Raw genomic sequence first — 16,357 nt, forward strand, 5'->3', positions numbered from 1 at the left:
CAGCCCTTCAGACAGGATGACCGTTGAAGGACAAGGGACACCCGCTGCTGTCCAATTTTTCTTCCGAACAGCGTTGTCCTGTCAGGGGAGGAGAGCTACCTTAATCATTCTGGGGAAAAAATGCCATGAAGTCTGAACGTCTGCAACTGCTGAAAACTAGTATTCTGACCAGCATCATTGCAACGGGTTGTTTGATTCTCGGCGTGCTTTTTGCTTCTGCGAAGGGATGGACGCCGGCAGCCCTGGCTGGAATGCTGCAGAACGCAGGTTCCCGAGACGGGAGTGCGGGGGGCTGGATCATGCCCGCTTCGCTCCCGTTGACCGTGGATGACCGGGGCACTTCTCCGTTCGTGGCCGTGGCCGACCGCCTGTTGCCCAGTGTGGTGCACATCAAGGTGACGTCGAACCTGAAGCAGAACCCCGGGGATTGGTTCGGCTTCGGCCCGGAAATGTTCGGCATCCCGGACGACCGGTTCCACCAGGATCTGGAAAAGATGTCCAGTTCGGGCACCGGCTTCATCATTGACAACGACGGCTACATCCTGACCAACAACCACGTGATCGAGAACGCCAGCGAACTGACGGTGGTGCTGTCCGACAAGCGGGAGGTCAAGGGTGAGGTGATCGGCACGGATCCGGACACCGACGTGGCCGTGGTTCGGATCGACGCCAAGCACGCGGCCGGCCGGGCGGCGCCCCTGGGCAATTCGGATGAAATTCGTGTCGGCGATTGGGCCATCGCGCTTGGGAATCCTTACGGGCTGGAGCAATCCTTGACGGTGGGGGTGATCAGCGGGACGGGACGCGCCAACCTGAACATCGCCGGCGGCGCGCCGATCTTTCAGAATTTCATCCAGACGGACGCGGCCATCAACTTTGGCAATTCCGGCGGTCCGCTGGTGAACATCCATGGCCAGGTGATGGCCATCAACACGGCCATCAACACCCAGGCCCAGGGGATCGGCTTCGCCATCCCCATCAACATGGCCAAGAAGGTGTACCAGGACTTGCGGGATCGGGGAGCCGTGGTGCGCGGCTACTTGGGCATGGTGCCCCGCGAGTTGACGACGGAGATGAAGAAGGCCCTGGGGCTGGATACGGACGTCCAGGGCGTGTTCGTGGATTCCGTCCAGGAGGACGGCCCCGCGGCCGCGGGTGACCTGCAGGCCGGGGACGTGGTCCAGGATTGGGGCGGCCATTCCGTGACGGATGTGGCCGATTTCCGCATGCAGGTGGCCCAGACCGCCCCGGGCGAAAAGGTCAAGGCCCGGATTTTGCGGGACGGAGACGCCAAGACCCTGACCTTCGTGCTGGCGGATCGCGCCGCGGCCATGAAGGTGGAGGGTGTGCGCCCGGGTGCCGCGCCGGAAGCCGTCGAGCCGGACCTGCTGGGTCTGGAGGTGGCCACCGCCGATGAGAATCTGATTCGTCGTTTCCGGCTGGACGAGGCCTTGCTGAAGCGGAACGGCGGCGTGGTGATCACGGCCATCCGGCGGGATTCCCCCGCGCGGGGCCGCCTGAACGTGGGCGACGTGATCTTCCGCCTGGACAAGACGCCGGTCCGCAACGCCAAGGAATACGCCGCGGCGGAGAAGGAACTGACGAAAGCCAAGTCCGCGGTCCTGGTGCACATCATCCGGGAAAAGCGGACGACCATCGAGGCGATCGACCTCGGAGACTAACGGGAGCCGCTGTGCGAGCGAACCAGACCCTGGAACGGTACCTCCAGGAAATCGGCGAGGTGGAACTCCTGACCGCTGACCAGGAAATCGAACTGGCCAAGCGGATCAAGAAGGGGGACCAGACGGCGCTCGAGACGCTGACCAAGGCCAACCTGCGCTTCGTGGTCTCGGTGGCCAAACAGTACCAGAACCAGGGCCTGGACCTCTGCGACCTGATCAACGAGGGCAACCTCGGCCTGATCAAGGCCGCCAAGCGCTTCGACGAGACCCGCGGGTTCAAGTTCATCTCCTACGCCGTGTGGTGGATCCGGCAGTCGATCCTGCAGGCCCTGGCGGAGCAGAGCCGCGTGGTGCGGCTGCCCCTGAACCGCGTGGGCGCGCTGAACAAGATCGGCAAGACCTACAACCAGCTCGAACAGCAGATGGAGCGCGAGCCCACCGCCGAGGAGATCGCCAACGAGCTCGAGATGTCCGCCTTCGAAGTGACGGACACCATGAAGCGCTCGGGCCGGCACTTGTCCATGGACGCGCCCTTCAACATGGGCGAAGAGAACCGCCTGCTGGACATCCTGCACAACGAGTCCCAGCCGGCGCCGGACAGCAACCTGATGGGCGAGTCCCTGCGCACGGAAGTGCAGCGGGCCCTGGCCACGCTCTCCGACCGCGAGGCGGAGGTGGTGCGGCTGTACTTCGGCCTGCACCGGGAGCATCCCATGACGCTGGAGGAGATCGGCGAGAAGTTCAGCCTGACCCGCGAGCGCGTGCGCCAGATCAAGGAAAAGGCCCTGCGGCGCCTGCGTCACGCCAGTCGCAGCAAGAATCTGAAGGCTTATCTGGGCTAAGCGCCCGGCCAGTGTCGACGCGCCGTCGACCCGCAAGGGGTCGGGGCCCGAACCGCGGAATCTCATGATCCAGTCCATGACCGGCTTCGGCCGGGGAACGGCCAGCGGCGCCGGATATCAGGTGCAGGCGGAGTTGTCCAGCCTGAACAATCGCTTCCTGGAAATCGGGCTCAAGCTGCCCCGGCCGCTGATGGCCTACCAGCATCCCATCCGGGAGCGGCTCAAACAGGCCATCAGCCGCGGCAAGCTCAACCTCTACATGAGCGTGACGCGCACGGCGGAGGCCGAGTTGAAGATCGAGGTGGACGAGGGCCTGGCCCGCGCCTACCGCGACGCCGCCCGCCGGCTGGCGCTGAACCTGCAGGTGCCCGAGACCCTGGGCACGCGCGAGCTGCTCCAGCTGGACGGCGTGCTTTCCACCGGCGAGCCCGCGGGCGAGAACGACGCCCTCTTCGGCGTGGCCGGCGAGGCGTTGGGTCTGGCCCTGGATGCCTTCCACGAGACCCGGCGCCGCGAGGGCGAGACCCTGCGCCAGGATTTCGTGGCGCGGCTGGAGACCATCGAGAGCGCCTTCGCGCGCATCCGCGCCGCCTGGGAGGCCAACCGGCCGGAGATCCGGCGTCAGTTGCAGGAGCGCCTGAACAAGCTGCTGGAGGGCTCGGAGCTGCGGCCCGAGCGTTTCGAGATGGAAGTGGCGCTGCTGCTGGACAAGCAGGACATCTCCGAGGAGATCGTGCGCTTCCAGAGTCACAGCGAGCTGTTCCGCCAGACGCTGGAGAGCGGGCAGCCGGTGGGGTCCAAGCTGGGCTTCATCCTGCAGGAGTTGGTGCGCGAGGCCAACACCACCAGCTCCAAGACGCCGGACACGGAGATCACCCACCTGGTCGTGCAGATCAAGGAAGAGGTGGAACGGATCCGCGAACAGGTGCAGAACGTCGAGTGATCGGCCGGGGCGACGTGACGGGATGCTCCCGATGACCGGCGGTCTGGTGGTGATGGCCGGGCCCTCGGGCGCGGGCAAGAGCACGCTGCTCAAGCGCCTGCTGGCCGGGCACGGGCGTTTCGCCTTCGCCGTCTCCTGCACCACGCGGCCTCCGCGGGCCGGCGAGCAGGAGGGCCGGGAGTACTACTTCATCGGCCCGGAGGAGTTCGAACGGCGCGTGCAGGCCGGCGAGTTCGCCGAGTGGGAGGCCTTCTTCGCCCACCGCTACGGCACGCTCAAGACCGAGATCGAGCGGCTGCGCCAGGCGGGCCGGCACGTGGTTTTCGATCTGGACGTGAAGGGCGCGCTGAACCTCAAGGGCCAGTATCCGGAGGCCCGGCTGGTCTTCGTGGCGCCGCCCTCGCTGGAAGAACTGGAACGCCGCCTGCGGGCGCGGGGCAGCGAGAGCGAGGAGCAGGTGCAGATCCGCCTGGCCCGCTGTCGCGAGGAACTGGAACTGGCCGCCCGCTTCGATTGCCGGGTGGTCAACGATCGGCTGGAATCAAGTTATCTCGAGTTGCTCCGCTGCCTGGAGGCCTTCCTGCAGCCGGCGGAAGAAGGGGAGGAACGCCGTGCAGAGCCTGCATGAGACCACCAAGGAAGACCTGGAGCTGCGCAACCACAACATCTACGAGGCCATCCTGGTGATGGGCCTGCGTGCGCGCCAGGTGAACGAGCATCAGAAGTCCATTCTCAGCCGGATCCACGAGGAATACCAGGCCACCCTCAACCTGAGTGAGGATGCGCCCGAGGAGCCCGAGGAGCTGGAGCTGCCCTTCTTCACCAAGCCCTCGGTGCAGGCCGTGCGCGAGATGCTGGACGGCACGGTGAAGTACGACTACCTGGATCCGGTCGATGGAGAATCCCGCTAGCGCCAAGATCCTGCTGGGCGTCACCGGCGGCATCGCGGCCTACAAGTCCTGCCTGCTGCTGCGGCGGCTGGTCAGCGCCGGTCACGACGTCCGGGTGGTGATGACCCGTCATGCGGCCCAGTTCGTCGGGCCGCTGACCTTCTCCACCCTCTCGGGTCACCCGGTGCTGGCGGATCCCTTCGCCGAGGGCCGGGTGGAGGGCGCCGAGCACATCGACCTCTCCGCCTGGGCCGAGCGCTTCGTGGTGGCGCCGGCCACGGCCAACATCCTGGGCAAGGCCGCCCAGGGCCTCGCCGACGACTTCCTCTCCACGCTGATCTGCGCCTTCGACAAGCCCATCCTCTTCGCTCCCGCCATGAACCACCGCATGTGGGCCAATCCCGCCGTGCGCCACAACTGCCAGCGCCTGCAGGAGTTCGGCCACACTCTGGTGGAGCCCGACTCCGGCTGGCTGGCCTGCGGCGAGACTGGCGCCGGCCGGATGGCCGAGCCCGAGGTGATCCACGAGTGGCTGGAGTGGCAGATCCAGCGCACGGGCGAACTGGCCGGCCGCCGCGTGCTGGTCAGTGCCGGACCCACGGTGGAGGACATCGACGAGGTGCGCGTGCTGAGCAACCGCTCCAGCGGCCGGATGGGCTTCGCCCTGGCGCGTGCCGCGCAGCGGATGGGCGCCGAGACGCGGCTGGTGGCCGGACCGGTGGAGCTGCCCACCCCGCTGGGGGTCTGTCGCACGGACGTGCGCTCCGCCGCGCAGATGGCCGCGGCCCTGCGCGAGCAGGCCCGCGACGCGGACCTGGTGGTGATGTGCGCGGCCGTGGCCGACTACGCGCCCGAGTTCCAGCCCGGCAAGCGCAAGAAGGACGGCGGCGAGTGGCTGCTGCCCCTGCGGCCGACGGAGGACATCCTGGGCTCGCTGGCCCAGCTGCCCGGGCGGGCCGGCCGCGTCCACGTGGGCTTCGCCCTGGAGGTGGAGCAGGAGCTGGAGCACGGGGCCGACAAACTGCGCCGCAAGGATCTGGACCTGGTCTGCGTGAACAATCCACGGACGGAGGGCGCGGGCTTCGGCTCGCCCACCAACCGCGTCACGCTGCTGGGGCGCGACGGCTCGGTGGAGGAACTGCCGCTGCTGGACAAGCTCGACGCCGCCCGCCACATCCTGCGGCGCGCCGCCCACCTGCTGGACGCCCGGCCGTGAGCGACACCCTCAAGGCCCGACTGCTGGAGCTTTTGGAAGGGCAGGCCGAGTTCGGCGCGCTGCCCCTGCCCGCCGGCGTGGATCCGGCGCTGTTCCGGGATCCGGCCCGCCTGCGCAAGGCCCTGGAGAGCCGGGGTGCGGGGGCGCCCGCCGCGCCGGCTTCTACCTCTCAACCCTCCCCGTGGTCGGGCGGCAGCCTGCGGCCGACCGCTCCCGCCGCCGCGCCGCCGGTCAAGGCGCCGCCGGCAAAGGCGCCGCTGAATGCCCCGCCAGTCCGCCCGTTGGAATTGCGTTGGTCCAGCTTGGACGAGCTGCGGGCCGCGGTCTGCGCCTGCAAGCTGTGCGGGCTGGCGGGCCGCCGCACCCAGACGGTGTTCGGCGTGGGCCGGACCAACGCGGATCTGGTGCTGGTGGGCGAGGCCCCCGGCGAGCAGGAGGATCTGCGCGGCGAGCCCTTCGTGGGCCCGGCGGGGGAACTGCTGGACAAGATGCTGGCGGCCATCGGCTTCGCCCGCCAGGATCTGTTCATCTGCAACACGCTCAAGTGCCGGCCGCCCGGCAACCGCAATCCCGGCGTGGACGAGCTGGTGGCCTGCCGTCCCTTCCTGGACCACCAGCTGCACTTCCTGAAGCCCAAGCTGATCCTGGCGCTGGGCAAGGTGGCGGCCAACACGCTGCTGGGCCGCGAGAGCAGTCTGGGATCCATGCGGGGCGAGGAATTCAGCTACCAGGGCGTGCCCCTGCGGGTGACCTACCACCCCGCCGCCCTGCTGCGCAACATCCACTGGAAGCGCCCCGCCTGGGAGGATCTGCAGGCCCTGCGCAAGCGCTACGACGAGCTGGGCGGCGCTCCCGGCTCCCTGCCCCAGGCTGGCAAGGCAAGCTGAGGGACTCCCGCCCCTTCACCCCGGAGTTTGCCGGATCCCTTGGTTTCCACCTTTTCGCTGGCACCAGAAATGGACACTGCTCTGGCACCGACCTGGCGGGCCCCATGTTTTCCACCTTTCTGCTTGCGCCAGAAAGGTGGAGCCAAAGAGGCGCTTTTTCTCAGCGGCCGTAACTAGGCGGCCTCACGGCCGCCGTCAGACAGACGGCCGGATGAAGTGATTCCTGGTCCAGTTGTAGTTGGTTCGCGCTTCGCGCTTCACGCAGTTTCTGGTTCAGTCCTGCGGCCTTCACCTCACGCAACCATTTTCGTCATCCCCCGGCTTGACCGGGGGATCCCATGGCTTGGGCGAGGCGAAGCCAATTCCCTTCCCTCGATGCCCCGGGCCCACGCAAGCGTGGGCATGGGGAAGGCGCGACCCGGCATCGCCGGGGCGCGATGGGATGGGGGCGTGCTCAACCCCCAAGTCCGCCCGTCTTCGAGCCTTTGAGTCTTCGTGCTCAGGCAGATCCTCGAACGTGTCACGCGCAACCCAAGCCAAGACCTATCCGGCCTCTGTGACTCCGTGGCTCTGAGGTGAGCCGCCAGCGCGAGAGGTCAGCGCAGCAGGGTGATGGTGCGGCTTTCGCGCCGTGCGCCCACTTCCAGCGTGACGAAGTAGAGCCCGCTGGCCAGCCCGGCGCCATCCAGCACGACTTCCTGCCTGCCGGCCATGCGTAGGCCATTCACCAGCACGGCCACTTCTTGACCCATCAGATTATGCACGCTGAGCTTAATGACCTCTGGGCGCATGAGGGTGAAGGGAATGCGTGTCACGGGGTTGAAGGGGTTGGGCCACGGGGCGCCCAGGCTGATATCCACTGGCCGGAACCCCACCTCCGGCTTCTCGTGCACGCCCACCCAGAACACGCCCGTCAACTTGGCCGCAGGACCGCCCGTGTACCCGATGTCGTTGCGCAGCGCGCCCTGACTGGGCCAGCGGGCGACTCCGGGGGCGAGTGGGTCTTCCAGGTCGTTGTAGCCTAGATCCGGATCCCCCGCATCGATCAGAGGGGAGTCCGCCGCCAGCCAGGGCGCCTCCAGTTCGGGATCAAATCCGGGGTCCACGCCCCACACGTTGCCGGCACCTGGGAAACTCCCAGGAAGCAGACAGTACTCGAACCCCGCTTCCTGCCCCAGTGGGTGGAAGAACCAGTCCGCCTCGTTGTTGTCCAGCAGACAGTTCCGCATTGTGAATCCAGGCCCGTTGTTCGAGCAGCGCAGCAGGACCGGCAGGTCGCAGTCCATAAGGGTGACGTTGCTGACATCATATTGATCCGGCTGCAGGTTGCCCAGGAACAGTGCATGGTGAAGCGAATTCTCGCGAGGAATGCTCCCATAGTACTCCTGGCGAAAGACATGCTTCACGTAGATGTTTCGGAGCGTGCTGTAGGCATGGTCCGAATCGCTGGCTGCGTAACAAGTGAGACCAAAGCGGCCGACGTCGATGATCTCCAGGTTCTCGATGGACGTGATTCCACCCCGATTCTGGATCCAGAAGCCTCCGTCATCGCCATCAATCATCCGGCAGTTGCGGATGTAAAGATTGAATTGCTCGGTTTGGGACGCCGATCTGATCTCAACACTGCTCCCCACGGTGTGAAGCATCGCGGTCACGCCATCGGGCATGATGTTGGGCTGGTGGTTCCCGACGAAGACGCAGGAGTCCAGAACCAGGGCTCCGGGCGGATAGGCGTAGTTGGCGCCGCTGAAGAGCAGGCGTCCAAGGTTGGGGCCAATGCCCCAGAAGTCCGCCTCCGCCATATGAGATTCGTCGTACACGTCCGGATCCACATAGAGGTTGTTCAAGAACTGCACATTGTGCAGGACCATGCTGTCCGCCTCTTCCCCCCCCACGTAGAGCATGGAACCACCGACCCCAAGATCAATGTCCTCCATCTGACGCGCGATGTATGTGTTGTTCTCAAACAGTGCATGGTATAGGTTACCGCGCTCAAAATGGGTATGATCATCTGGGTTCCCCGTGTAGAAGTACTCCACCCGCCCGGTCCGATTTCCCGTTACAATCAGGTTCCGCACCTCACCTGGCGCCAGGAGTTGGAAAAGATTGTAACTCTGGTCCAGCCGGTTGTCACGAATGTAGAGGCTGTCCGCATCCACCTGGCCCCGGTAGCCGAACGTGAGCGATAGGCTGCCTTCGGGAAAGTAGTTGTCCTCGAAGTGGATGTTCCGCGCAATCGTTTCACCGAAGTCAGCCGTCGAGAATGTGTAGGTCATATCGCCAGTTACGGTATTTCCGCAGAAGTAGATGTCTCGGAATGATGCATACCTCGCTGGCCAGCCCGAGTTGTGACGAGTAGAAAAATAGAAGGGGCTTTGACGCAGACTATCCAACCCCGTAAAAACAGCATCACTGACGATAATACTGTCGCAAGCGCTCAACCTGTACTGAGTCGTTACTGTGGATCCTTGATTAGAAATCCGCAAACGGTTTGCATATACTGTCATGGCATTCGAAATAGTGATAGCGTGATCGTTATTCGATGGGGAAATATTCGAATAGCAGTTGATGTTCGTGAGCACGAAATGAGCTTCAGGCGTTGGTACCACGAGATTCACGTAGCATACGGCTGGTGGCCCACTGCCAATCGCACGATTCCCAAAGAAAACCAGATTGGACAAGTTGACATGGCCGCACGTGACGATGTCAATGGCTCCGCCAATGAGATCGCTCGTTTCGAAGATGAAGCTTCCCATGCCGCCGGTAAAGGTCAGGCCATTGATCTCCAGCCGGCTAGCCTCGTCCATCTCCACGGAGATGATCGTGCCTTCCAATTGGCCGTCCAGTACCGTGTTCACGATGTCCGTGCTATCGCCGCTGAAGATGTAGTTGGAGGCCAGGCAGAGGGTCCCTGAAGGAATGTGAACTCGCTCCGTCCAGGTGCCCGGCGCCACCAGCACCGTGTCGCCCTCCATGGCCAAATCGATGGCGGACTGCAATGAGTCCACATCCTGGGGGACACGGATCAGGCCCTGGGCCGCGCCGACCCAGAACAGCAGTACAAGAAGGCCTTGCGGAAAGCGTGACATGGGGCGAATCTCCACACCGGGGAGGACGGATTGCGGCTGCCCGACGGCAGCTCAGCGTAACAGGGTAATGGCGCGGCTTTGCACTCGACCGGCACAGGTCATGGTGACGACGTAGGTGCCACTGGCCAAGGACTGCGCTTCCAATGGGAATACATGGGTTCCGGCGTGCAAGGGACCGTGGTGAAGAAGTCCCACCTGCTGCCCCAGCAGATTGTACACAGCTAATGTGAAGGCTGCCGGACTCTGCAACGTGATTGGGATCCAGGTCACGGGATTGAAGGGGTTGGGCCAGGGCGCGCCCAGGGAAAAGACCTGGGGGATTGTCCTAGGTTCCCACTTGGGCAGATGGGTCCACGTGGTATCGTAAAGAGTGGCATGCGGACCGCCGGTATAGCCAATGTCATTCCGCAACGTGCCCTGGCTGGGCCAAAGGGCGTGACCTGGATTGGTGGGGTCCTCACGATCATCCCACATGGGATCCGGAATGCCGGCATCGATGCAAGGAGATAGGACCGAAAGCCACGGTGGGCCAAGCATTTCATCGAATAGGGGATCAACTTCAACCAAATTGCCGACTCCTGGACGGTCCTCTGGCAAAAGACAATACTCAAATGTAATTGGCTGCCCATTAGGGTTTTCAAAGTCAATCGATCCATTTTCTGAGAACAAGCTATTCCGAATTATCGTTCCTTCATATGATTCTTCATTTCTAATAATAAACGGAACATCGCATCCTTCTATTGTAATGTTCGATATATCATTCGCTTGATTACTCCTAATAACTAAAGACAAAGCATTTTGGTGGCAGCTATAATATGGAAATTCCGTGTAGGATTCTTGTTGTTGAAGATTTGAGATATAAACATTATTTACATTGGCAGTGTAATTAGTATCATTGCAGCCAATAGCCAATCCCGCTCGCTTGTTATTTATAATCATCACATTGTCAACAAACAAATCTCCCTTGTTTCCTATTACAATACCACCATCATCACAATCAATCATTTGAACATTTTTAACAATTCGTGTGAAAATGTCTGTCCCCCCGTAAATCCATACATTGCTTCCAATGTAAAACTGCGCGCCTGGCGAATTCACTGGTTCAACTTCAGGGATGATATTGGGTTGTCGATTCCCAATGAACACACATGAATCCATCTCAAAGTAATGAGGACGAACACCATAGATGCCATCAATTAAACGACCATCATTTGCGCCGGGGATCCCTGCATACACATCTGCCATTTCATATACATCCGGATCAATATGTAGGTTATTGATGAAACTCATGTTTCGATAAAAGAGCGAATCAGCGGTGTGTCCACTTAAATGCAGAAGATGCCCCCCGCTCGTATATTGCCCCGGCGGTGCCAAGGACCGCTCCAGCACATTGTCCGCAAAGATGGCCCCGTCAATACTTAGATCCTCCATAATGGCATTTTCACCCGGCCAAGTCGGTTCGAACTCAGCATGGCTGCCCATGTGGTTGCCGATGACAAAGAGGTTAGTAATGGTGCCTGGAATCTGACAATTGAACAATGCGTACGATTTTGCCGATTGGTTACCGCAAATGAAGATACTATCTGCTAAATAAGTTCCATAGTTCCCAAATTCAAACTGCATTCCTCCATTGGGGAAAACATTATTTTCCATCCTTATGTTGTGCAGTCTGCAAAAACCATTGTATCCTTGCACAAAAGCAAATCCCCCCACATTATTGAATACATTTTCAGAAATGTTGATATTAGTTAATTGCATATACATAGATCTTCCGTAGTTGTCATAAGCACCAAATTTATAGGGCATCCCCAACATGTTTGTTAGTCCTGAGAACGAGCAATCATCAACTTCTAATGTGTCGCTTGCAACTAACAGGTACTGTTTATACATTGACTGATTAATATTTGAAATTCTAAGTCGACTTGCTTCAATTCTCTTTGCATAAGATATGTGGATTGCCCCATAAGCCGCATTGTAAGAATTGGTGTATTCATTTTCGAAGCAATTGACATTATTGAGAACAAATCGCGCAGAGCTAGGATGTTGAAAATCTATGTAAAACACAGCTGATCCCGCGCGGGGCGCACGATTGTTATGAAATACCAGATTGCTCAGGTACACGGTCCCCGCTTGAATGAAATCCACTCCTCCACCGACTCGATCTCCTGTCTCCGCGTCATAGGCACCTTGTCCACGGGTAACCGTGAATCCATTCAGTTCAAGGCGACTTTCAGCATCCATATCCACGCTGAGGATCGTGCCCTGGAACTGCCCATCCAAAATGGTGGCCACAATGTCCGCACTGTCTTGGCTGAATAGGAAATTCGAGCACAACGTGACTTGGCCCGAGTTAATGTGCAAGCGCTCGTACCAGGTCCCTGGGGCCACGACCACCGTGTCGCCATCCATGGCCAAATCGATGGCGGTCTGGATGGAATCCACGTCCTGGGGGACACGGATCAGGCCCTGGGCCGCGCCGACCCAGAACAGCAGCAGAAGAAGTCCTTGCGGAAAGCGTGACATGGGGCGAATCTCCACAGCGGGGAGGACGGGTTGCGGCTGCAAGTTGGGAATCGGCGGGCGGCGGGTGCAGAGGAAAATGGGGGATCGGAAGACCAGGTGCTGCGCGGCAGGCTGGACCTGAACTCTCGCGTGCCCCCATCCCGTCTTCGCGTTGCGAAGCCGGGCCTTCCCCCGCCGGGGGCGAGGGAAGGGAATTGGCTTCGCCGCGCACGGACCATGGGATCCCGGCTTTCGCCGGAATGACAGTCACTGTGCCATGGGATCCCCCGGTCGAGCCGGGGGATGACGAATTGGTTGAGTGAGGTTAAGCGCGCAGCGCTGAACCAGAAAATGGGTGAAGCCCGAAGGGCGAACCAACTACAACTGGACCAGGAATCACTTCATCCGGCCGTCTGTTTGACGGCGGGCTAACCGCCCGTGCCGCGAGGCCGCCTAGTTACGGCCGCTGAAAAAAGCGCCTCTTTGGCACCTAACCGGCCGTTCCACCTTTCTGGCGCCAGCAGAAAGGTGGAAAACAAGGCAACCCGGCAGACTGCCGAATCGCGAAAAACCCCCATCCCAACCTTCCCCCTGCAGGGGGAAGGGGCCGCCCAGCGCTTGTCGAAACAACTGGCCTCGCGGCCTCAGCGATTGCGCGGATGCCGTGCCGCAACGCCTTCGTTGCCCCGCCGGTAGTTGCCGGTCAGACGGGCCAGCAGCTGCTGGACGGCATCGGCTTCCAGTCCCGCCAGTTGGGCTCGCGCGCGCCGGGCGGCGGCGCCGCGCAGCACCGTGACCGTACTGCCGTGGCGCTGGATGGCCAACTCATCATCGCCCTGCTCGCGCCAACTGAAGCCCAGCTCTTCGGCCATGCTAGACCAGCGCGGCGTCCAGGCTGATCTCCGCGTTGAGCACGCGGCTCACCGGACAACCGGCCTTGGCGGACTGCGCGGCGGTCTGGAAGGCCTCGGGCGTGGCGCCCGGGACGCTGGCGCGACAGGTCAGCTGGATTTTGGTGATGGTGAAGCCGGCCTCGAGCTTCTCGAAACTGAGCTGCGCCGCGGTCTTGATGGAGGTGGGCGTCAAGCCCGCCGCGCCCAGCTGGGCGGAGAGCGCCATGGAGAAGCAGCCCGCGTGGGCCGCGGCGATCAGCTCCTCCGGGTTGGTGCCGGCGCCGTCCTCGAAGCGGGTGTGGAAGGAATAGGCCGTCTCCTGGAGCACGCCGCTGGCTGAGCTGAGGGTGCCCCGGCCGGCCTTCAGGTCGCCCTGCCAATGGGCGGTTGCGCTGCGGATCATGCGGGAATCTCCTTCTGATAGTGGCTGTGCGATTCGTCGCCCCCACCGCGGGCCACGCCGGACGCCCAGGCGGCGGCGGCCACGGCGGCGGCGATCTCCGCGTGCACGGCGCGGTCCAGGATGTTGGGCGTCAGGTCGCCCTCCAACGCGTTCAAGGCGATGGTCCGGGCCGCGGCGATCTTCATTTCGTTGTTGATGGTGCGGGCCCGTGCGGTCAGCGCGCCCTTGAACAGCCCGGGGAAGGCCATGGCGTTGTTGACGCCCTTGCCGTCCGCCGCGAAGGAGGCGCCCGCCGCCAGCGCTTCGTCGGGTTCGATCTCCGGGTTGGGGTTGGAGAGGGCGAGGATCACCTGTCCCGGCCGGACCTGGGCTGCCTTGATCAGCCCGGGCACGCCCGTGGTGGCAATGACGATGGAGGAGCGGGCCATCACGCCGGCCAGATCCGTGGGCTGGCCGCCCTTGGAGGCGAAGCGCTCGCTCATCAGCGGATTGATGTCCGCGCCGTAAATGGTCTTCACGCCGTAGGCGCTGAGCAGCTGATGGATGCCCGCGCCGGCGGCGCCCAGCCCGACGATTCCCACCTCCGCGTGTGCCAGGTCCAGTTCTCTCTGGCGCGCGATGCTGAGCAGCGCGGCCAGCACCACGGTGGCGGTGCCGTGCTGGTCATCGTGCATCACGGGGATGTCCAGCAGGGCGTCCAGCCGGGCCTCGATCTCGAAGCACTCCGGGGCCTTGATGTCTTCCAGCTTGATGGCGCCGAAGGTGGGGGCGATGGCCTTCACCGCCGCGATGATCTCCTCGGGGTCGCGCGCATCCAGCAGGATGGGGATGCCGCTGATCCCGGCCAGCAAGTGGAAGAGCAGGGCCTTGCCCTCCATCACGGGCATGCCGGCCACCGGCCCGATGTCCCCCAGCCCCAGCACGGCGGTGCCGTTGGTCACGATGGCCACTGTGTTCTGGATCCCCGTGTAGGTCAGGGCCAGCTCGGGGTTCTGGTGGATCTCCAGGCAGATGGAGGCCACGCCGGGCGTGTAGACGATGCCCAGGTCGTCCACCGTCTCCACCTTGACGCGCGGGGTCATCTCCACCTTGCCGCCCAGGTGGCGCTCGCGCACCACGTCCGTGATGCCCAAGAGCTCCACGCCCGCCATGGCGCGGATGGCCTCCAGGGCCTGTTCCAGGGCCGCCGCGCTGGGCAGCAGCACGTCCAGGTCGCGGATGCGGTCGCGTTTGCCGATGTGGACGGTGTGGATCTCGCCGAAGCGCACGCCCAGGTCGCCCAGGCGGGTGGTGAACTGGCCCAGCCAGCCCGGCGCGTCGGGCAGCTTCACGCGCAGTCGCTTGATGAATCGTCGTCCGGTCTCGTGGCGCATGGGGTCTCCTGGCTCTGTGCGGAGGGCAAACTGGCAATTCACGGGCGCACTCGGACCCGTCGCAGGGCGGCCGCGCCCGCCGACCAGACAGCTTCACGCTCACTATTTAGATGCAAGCCTCCAAAGGTGAACCGTTCACGTTGTTAACTTCTTGACTGTTGTCGGGGTCAGCGCTACCTTGGGCGGGCGTGTCGCTCCCTGGGGGCCTCACGTGGCAGAAGGGAATTGTCGCCGTACTCGGGAAGGACCAGCCGTGATGCAAGCGCAGGCCATCCGCGTGCCCGCTGTCTGTTCCCCCCTGGAAGGCGTCTATTTGCTGGCGGTCCTGCTGCATCGGCAGGAGGAGCGGCTGGAGGACCTGCGCTCCGGACCCACCGCCCGATTCCTGAGCGAGCTGGATTCCCTGGCGGCCGACCTGCGCGAGCTGCACTGGCGCGCCCGGGTCATTCTGGGCGCCGCGGAAGGCGGACCGGGGGTGGACGCCGTGCTGCAGGCCCTGCTGCTGAAGACGGGCCTGGAGCTGGAGCCGGCCGCCGGCCCGGGTCGTCCGGCGGAGCGCCGGCCGCGCGCGGAGCAGAACGCGGCCCTGCTGGGGGAGATCGCCCGGCAGTGTCGCCTGCAGTTCGCCGCGAGCCCTTACACGGATGAATTCCGCCTGTGCCAGGAGCTGTCCGAGCAACTGGGCCGACAGCTGGCCCGCCTGCGGAACTAGGAGGAGCGCATGCAATTCGCGTTTGGCGTGGTGCTGGTCTTTCTGCTGATGGGCCTGCTCATCGGCATCGTGGCGATCACCTTCTCCTCGCTGCTGCGGCCGAGCAAGCCCACCGAGCAGAAACTGCAGATCTACGAGTGCGGCGAACTGCCCACGGGCACGCCCTGGATGCAGTTCAACAACCGCTTCTACACGGTGGCCCTGGTCTTCCTGCTCTTCGACGTGGAAGTGGTCTTCCTCTTTCCCTGGGCCGTGGTGTTCAAGAGCCTGGGCCTGTTCGCCTTCGTGGAGATGTTCGTCTTCGTGGGCATCCTGGCGCTGGGACTGGCCTACGCCTGGGCGAAGGGGGATCTGGATTGGGTGCGCAGCCGCCGCTTCCTGAAGCCGGCCGCCGCCGTGGAGAAAGGACAGCCCGCGTGAACCTACCCATCGAGCGTCACGAAGGCGGCAACATCATCCTGACCAGCGCCGAGTGGCTGGTGAACGAGGCCATCGCGCGCAGCCTCTGGCCCATGACCTTCGGCCTGGCCTGCTGCGCCATCGAGATGATGGCCGCCGGCGCCGGGCGCTTCGACATCGCGCGCTTCGGCAGCGAGGTCTTCCGCCCCTCCCCGCGCCAGGCGGACTGCATGATCGTGGCGGGAACGGTGACCATGAAGATGGCCAGCCGCGTCAAGCTGCTCTACGAGCAGATGCCGGAGCCCAAGTTCGTCATCAGCATGGGCAGCTGCTCCAATTGCGGCGGACCCTACTGGCAGCACGGCTACCACGTGCTGAAGGGCGTGGACCGGATCATCCCCGTGGACGTCTACATCCCCGGTTGTCCGCCGCGTCCGGAGGCCCTGCTGGAAGGCATGGAACTGTTGCGCGACATCATTCGGGGCAAGAAGCCGCGCCCGGGCGCGGCCGCCCGGACTGCTTGAGG

At 63.1% G+C, this 16,357-nt stretch carries 15 protein-coding genes; 10 read left to right on the plus strand and 5 right to left on the minus strand.

Translation table 11 applies throughout. The features are described from left to right. Positions 1-299: 299 nt before the first annotated feature. The 7 genes from WC326_08965 to WC326_08995 all read left to right on the plus strand — a co-directional run bounded on the left by WC326_08965 (position 300) and on the right by WC326_08995 (position 6,460). Positions 300-1,682, plus strand: a complete 1,383-nt coding sequence (locus WC326_08965) for a trypsin-like peptidase domain-containing protein (GenBank protein ID MFA7331191.1) — start codon at positions 300-302, stop codon at positions 1,680-1,682. Positions 1,683-1,693: 11 nt separating this feature from the next. After that, entirely contained in the window at positions 1,694-2,524 is an 831-nt protein-coding gene (locus WC326_08970; protein ID MFA7331192.1) for a sigma-70 family RNA polymerase sigma factor, read from the plus strand. 64 nt (positions 2,525-2,588) lie between these two features. Then, complete coding sequence (locus WC326_08975) at positions 2,589-3,467, plus strand: YicC/YloC family endoribonuclease (GenBank protein MFA7331193.1); 879 nt, start codon at positions 2,589-2,591, stop codon at positions 3,465-3,467. A gap of 31 nt (positions 3,468-3,498) precedes the next feature. Then, positions 3,499-4,095 carry a guanylate kinase gene (gmk, locus tag WC326_08980; protein MFA7331194.1) on the plus strand — a complete coding sequence of 199 codons (597 nt, stop codon included), beginning with the start codon at positions 3,499-3,501 and terminating at the stop codon, positions 4,093-4,095. Beyond that, positions 4,079-4,378, plus strand: coding sequence for a hypothetical protein (locus WC326_08985; protein ID MFA7331195.1), 300 nt, complete (start codon positions 4,079-4,081; stop codon positions 4,376-4,378). The genes gmk and WC326_08985 overlap by 17 nt, the downstream gene beginning before the upstream one ends. Continuing rightward, a complete protein-coding gene (coaBC, locus tag WC326_08990) occupies positions 4,362-5,573 on the plus strand; it encodes a bifunctional phosphopantothenoylcysteine decarboxylase/phosphopantothenate--cysteine ligase CoaBC (GenBank protein MFA7331196.1) in 1,212 nt (403 codons plus the stop codon). The genes WC326_08985 and coaBC overlap by 17 nt, the downstream gene beginning before the upstream one ends. Then, positions 5,570-6,460 carry a uracil-DNA glycosylase gene (locus tag WC326_08995; GenBank protein ID MFA7331197.1) on the plus strand — a complete coding sequence of 297 codons (891 nt, stop codon included), beginning with the start codon at positions 5,570-5,572 and terminating at the stop codon, positions 6,458-6,460. Before coaBC ends, WC326_08995 begins: the two co-directional genes overlap by 4 nt. Positions 6,461-7,056: 596 nt before the next feature. Here WC326_08995 and WC326_09000 read toward each other — a convergent pair. The 5 genes from WC326_09000 to WC326_09020 all read right to left on the minus strand — a co-directional run bounded on the left by WC326_09000 (position 7,057) and on the right by WC326_09020 (position 14,720). After that, on the minus strand, positions 7,057-9,549 hold the full coding sequence (locus tag WC326_09000) for a hypothetical protein (protein ID MFA7331198.1): 2,493 nt from the start codon (positions 9,547-9,549) through the stop codon (positions 7,057-7,059). A 51-nt stretch (positions 9,550-9,600) separates the two neighbouring features. Next, positions 9,601-12,072, minus strand: a complete 2,472-nt coding sequence (locus WC326_09005) for a T9SS type A sorting domain-containing protein (GenBank protein MFA7331199.1) — start codon at positions 12,070-12,072, stop codon at positions 9,601-9,603. 623 nt (positions 12,073-12,695) lie between these two features. Next, positions 12,696-12,923 (minus strand): hypothetical protein, encoded by a 228-nt coding sequence (locus WC326_09010; GenBank protein ID MFA7331200.1) that lies wholly within the window; start codon positions 12,921-12,923, stop codon positions 12,696-12,698. A gap of 1 nt (position 12,924) precedes the next feature. Beyond that, entirely contained in the window at positions 12,925-13,347 is a 423-nt protein-coding gene (locus tag WC326_09015) for an OsmC family protein (protein MFA7331201.1), read from the minus strand. Then, the gene (locus WC326_09020; GenBank protein ID MFA7331202.1) at positions 13,344-14,720 is read right to left on the minus strand and encodes an NAD-dependent malic enzyme; all 1,377 of its coding nucleotides are present in this window, start codon (positions 14,718-14,720) and stop codon (positions 13,344-13,346) included. Before WC326_09020 ends, WC326_09015 begins: the two co-directional genes overlap by 4 nt. A gap of 256 nt (positions 14,721-14,976) precedes the next feature. Between WC326_09020 and WC326_09025 the strand changes: the two genes are divergently transcribed. From WC326_09025 to WC326_09035, 3 genes are read left to right on the plus strand one after another with little or no spacing between them, the layout of a single operon-like run. Beyond that, on the plus strand, positions 14,977-15,432 hold the full coding sequence (locus tag WC326_09025; GenBank protein ID MFA7331203.1) for a hypothetical protein: 456 nt from the start codon (positions 14,977-14,979) through the stop codon (positions 15,430-15,432). A gap of 9 nt (positions 15,433-15,441) precedes the next feature. Further along, entirely contained in the window at positions 15,442-15,852 is a 411-nt protein-coding gene (locus WC326_09030) for an NADH-quinone oxidoreductase subunit A (GenBank protein MFA7331204.1), read from the plus strand. Next, positions 15,849-16,355 carry an NADH-quinone oxidoreductase subunit B family protein gene (locus WC326_09035; protein MFA7331205.1) on the plus strand — a complete coding sequence of 169 codons (507 nt, stop codon included), beginning with the start codon at positions 15,849-15,851 and terminating at the stop codon, positions 16,353-16,355. The genes WC326_09030 and WC326_09035 overlap by 4 nt, the downstream gene beginning before the upstream one ends. The last annotated feature ends 2 nt before the right edge of the window (positions 16,356-16,357 follow it).

The sequence above is a fragment of the Candidatus Delongbacteria bacterium genome (genome assembly GCA_041675285.1).
Classification (GTDB): domain Bacteria; phylum CAIWAD01; class CAIWAD01; order CAIWAD01; family CAIWAD01; genus CAIWAD01.

Coding starts and splice junctions, on each gene's coding strand:
- WC326_09030 (MFA7331204.1), top strand. CDS start 15,442: ATGCAATTCGCGTTTGGCGTGGTGCTGGTCTTTCTGCTGATGGGCCTG.
- WC326_08965 (MFA7331191.1), top strand. CDS start 300: ATGCCCGCTTCGCTCCCGTTGACCGTGGATGACCGGGGCACTTCTCCG.
- WC326_09010 (MFA7331200.1), bottom strand. CDS start 12,923: ATGGCCGAAGAGCTGGGCTTCAGTTGGCGCGAGCAGGGCGATGATGAG.
- gmk (MFA7331194.1), top strand. CDS start 3,499: ATGACCGGCGGTCTGGTGGTGATGGCCGGGCCCTCGGGCGCGGGCAAG.
- WC326_09005 (MFA7331199.1), bottom strand. CDS start 12,072: ATGTCACGCTTTCCGCAAGGACTTCTTCTGCTGCTGTTCTGGGTCGGC.
- WC326_09015 (MFA7331201.1), bottom strand. CDS start 13,347: ATGATCCGCAGCGCAACCGCCCATTGGCAGGGCGACCTGAAGGCCGGC.
- WC326_09000 (MFA7331198.1), bottom strand. CDS start 9,549: ATGTCACGCTTTCCGCAAGGCCTTCTTGTACTGCTGTTCTGGGTCGGC.
- WC326_09025 (MFA7331203.1), top strand. CDS start 14,977: ATGCAAGCGCAGGCCATCCGCGTGCCCGCTGTCTGTTCCCCCCTGGAA.
- coaBC (MFA7331196.1), top strand. CDS start 4,362: ATGGAGAATCCCGCTAGCGCCAAGATCCTGCTGGGCGTCACCGGCGGC.
- WC326_08975 (MFA7331193.1), top strand. CDS start 2,589: ATGATCCAGTCCATGACCGGCTTCGGCCGGGGAACGGCCAGCGGCGCC.
- WC326_09020 (MFA7331202.1), bottom strand. CDS start 14,720: ATGCGCCACGAGACCGGACGACGATTCATCAAGCGACTGCGCGTGAAG.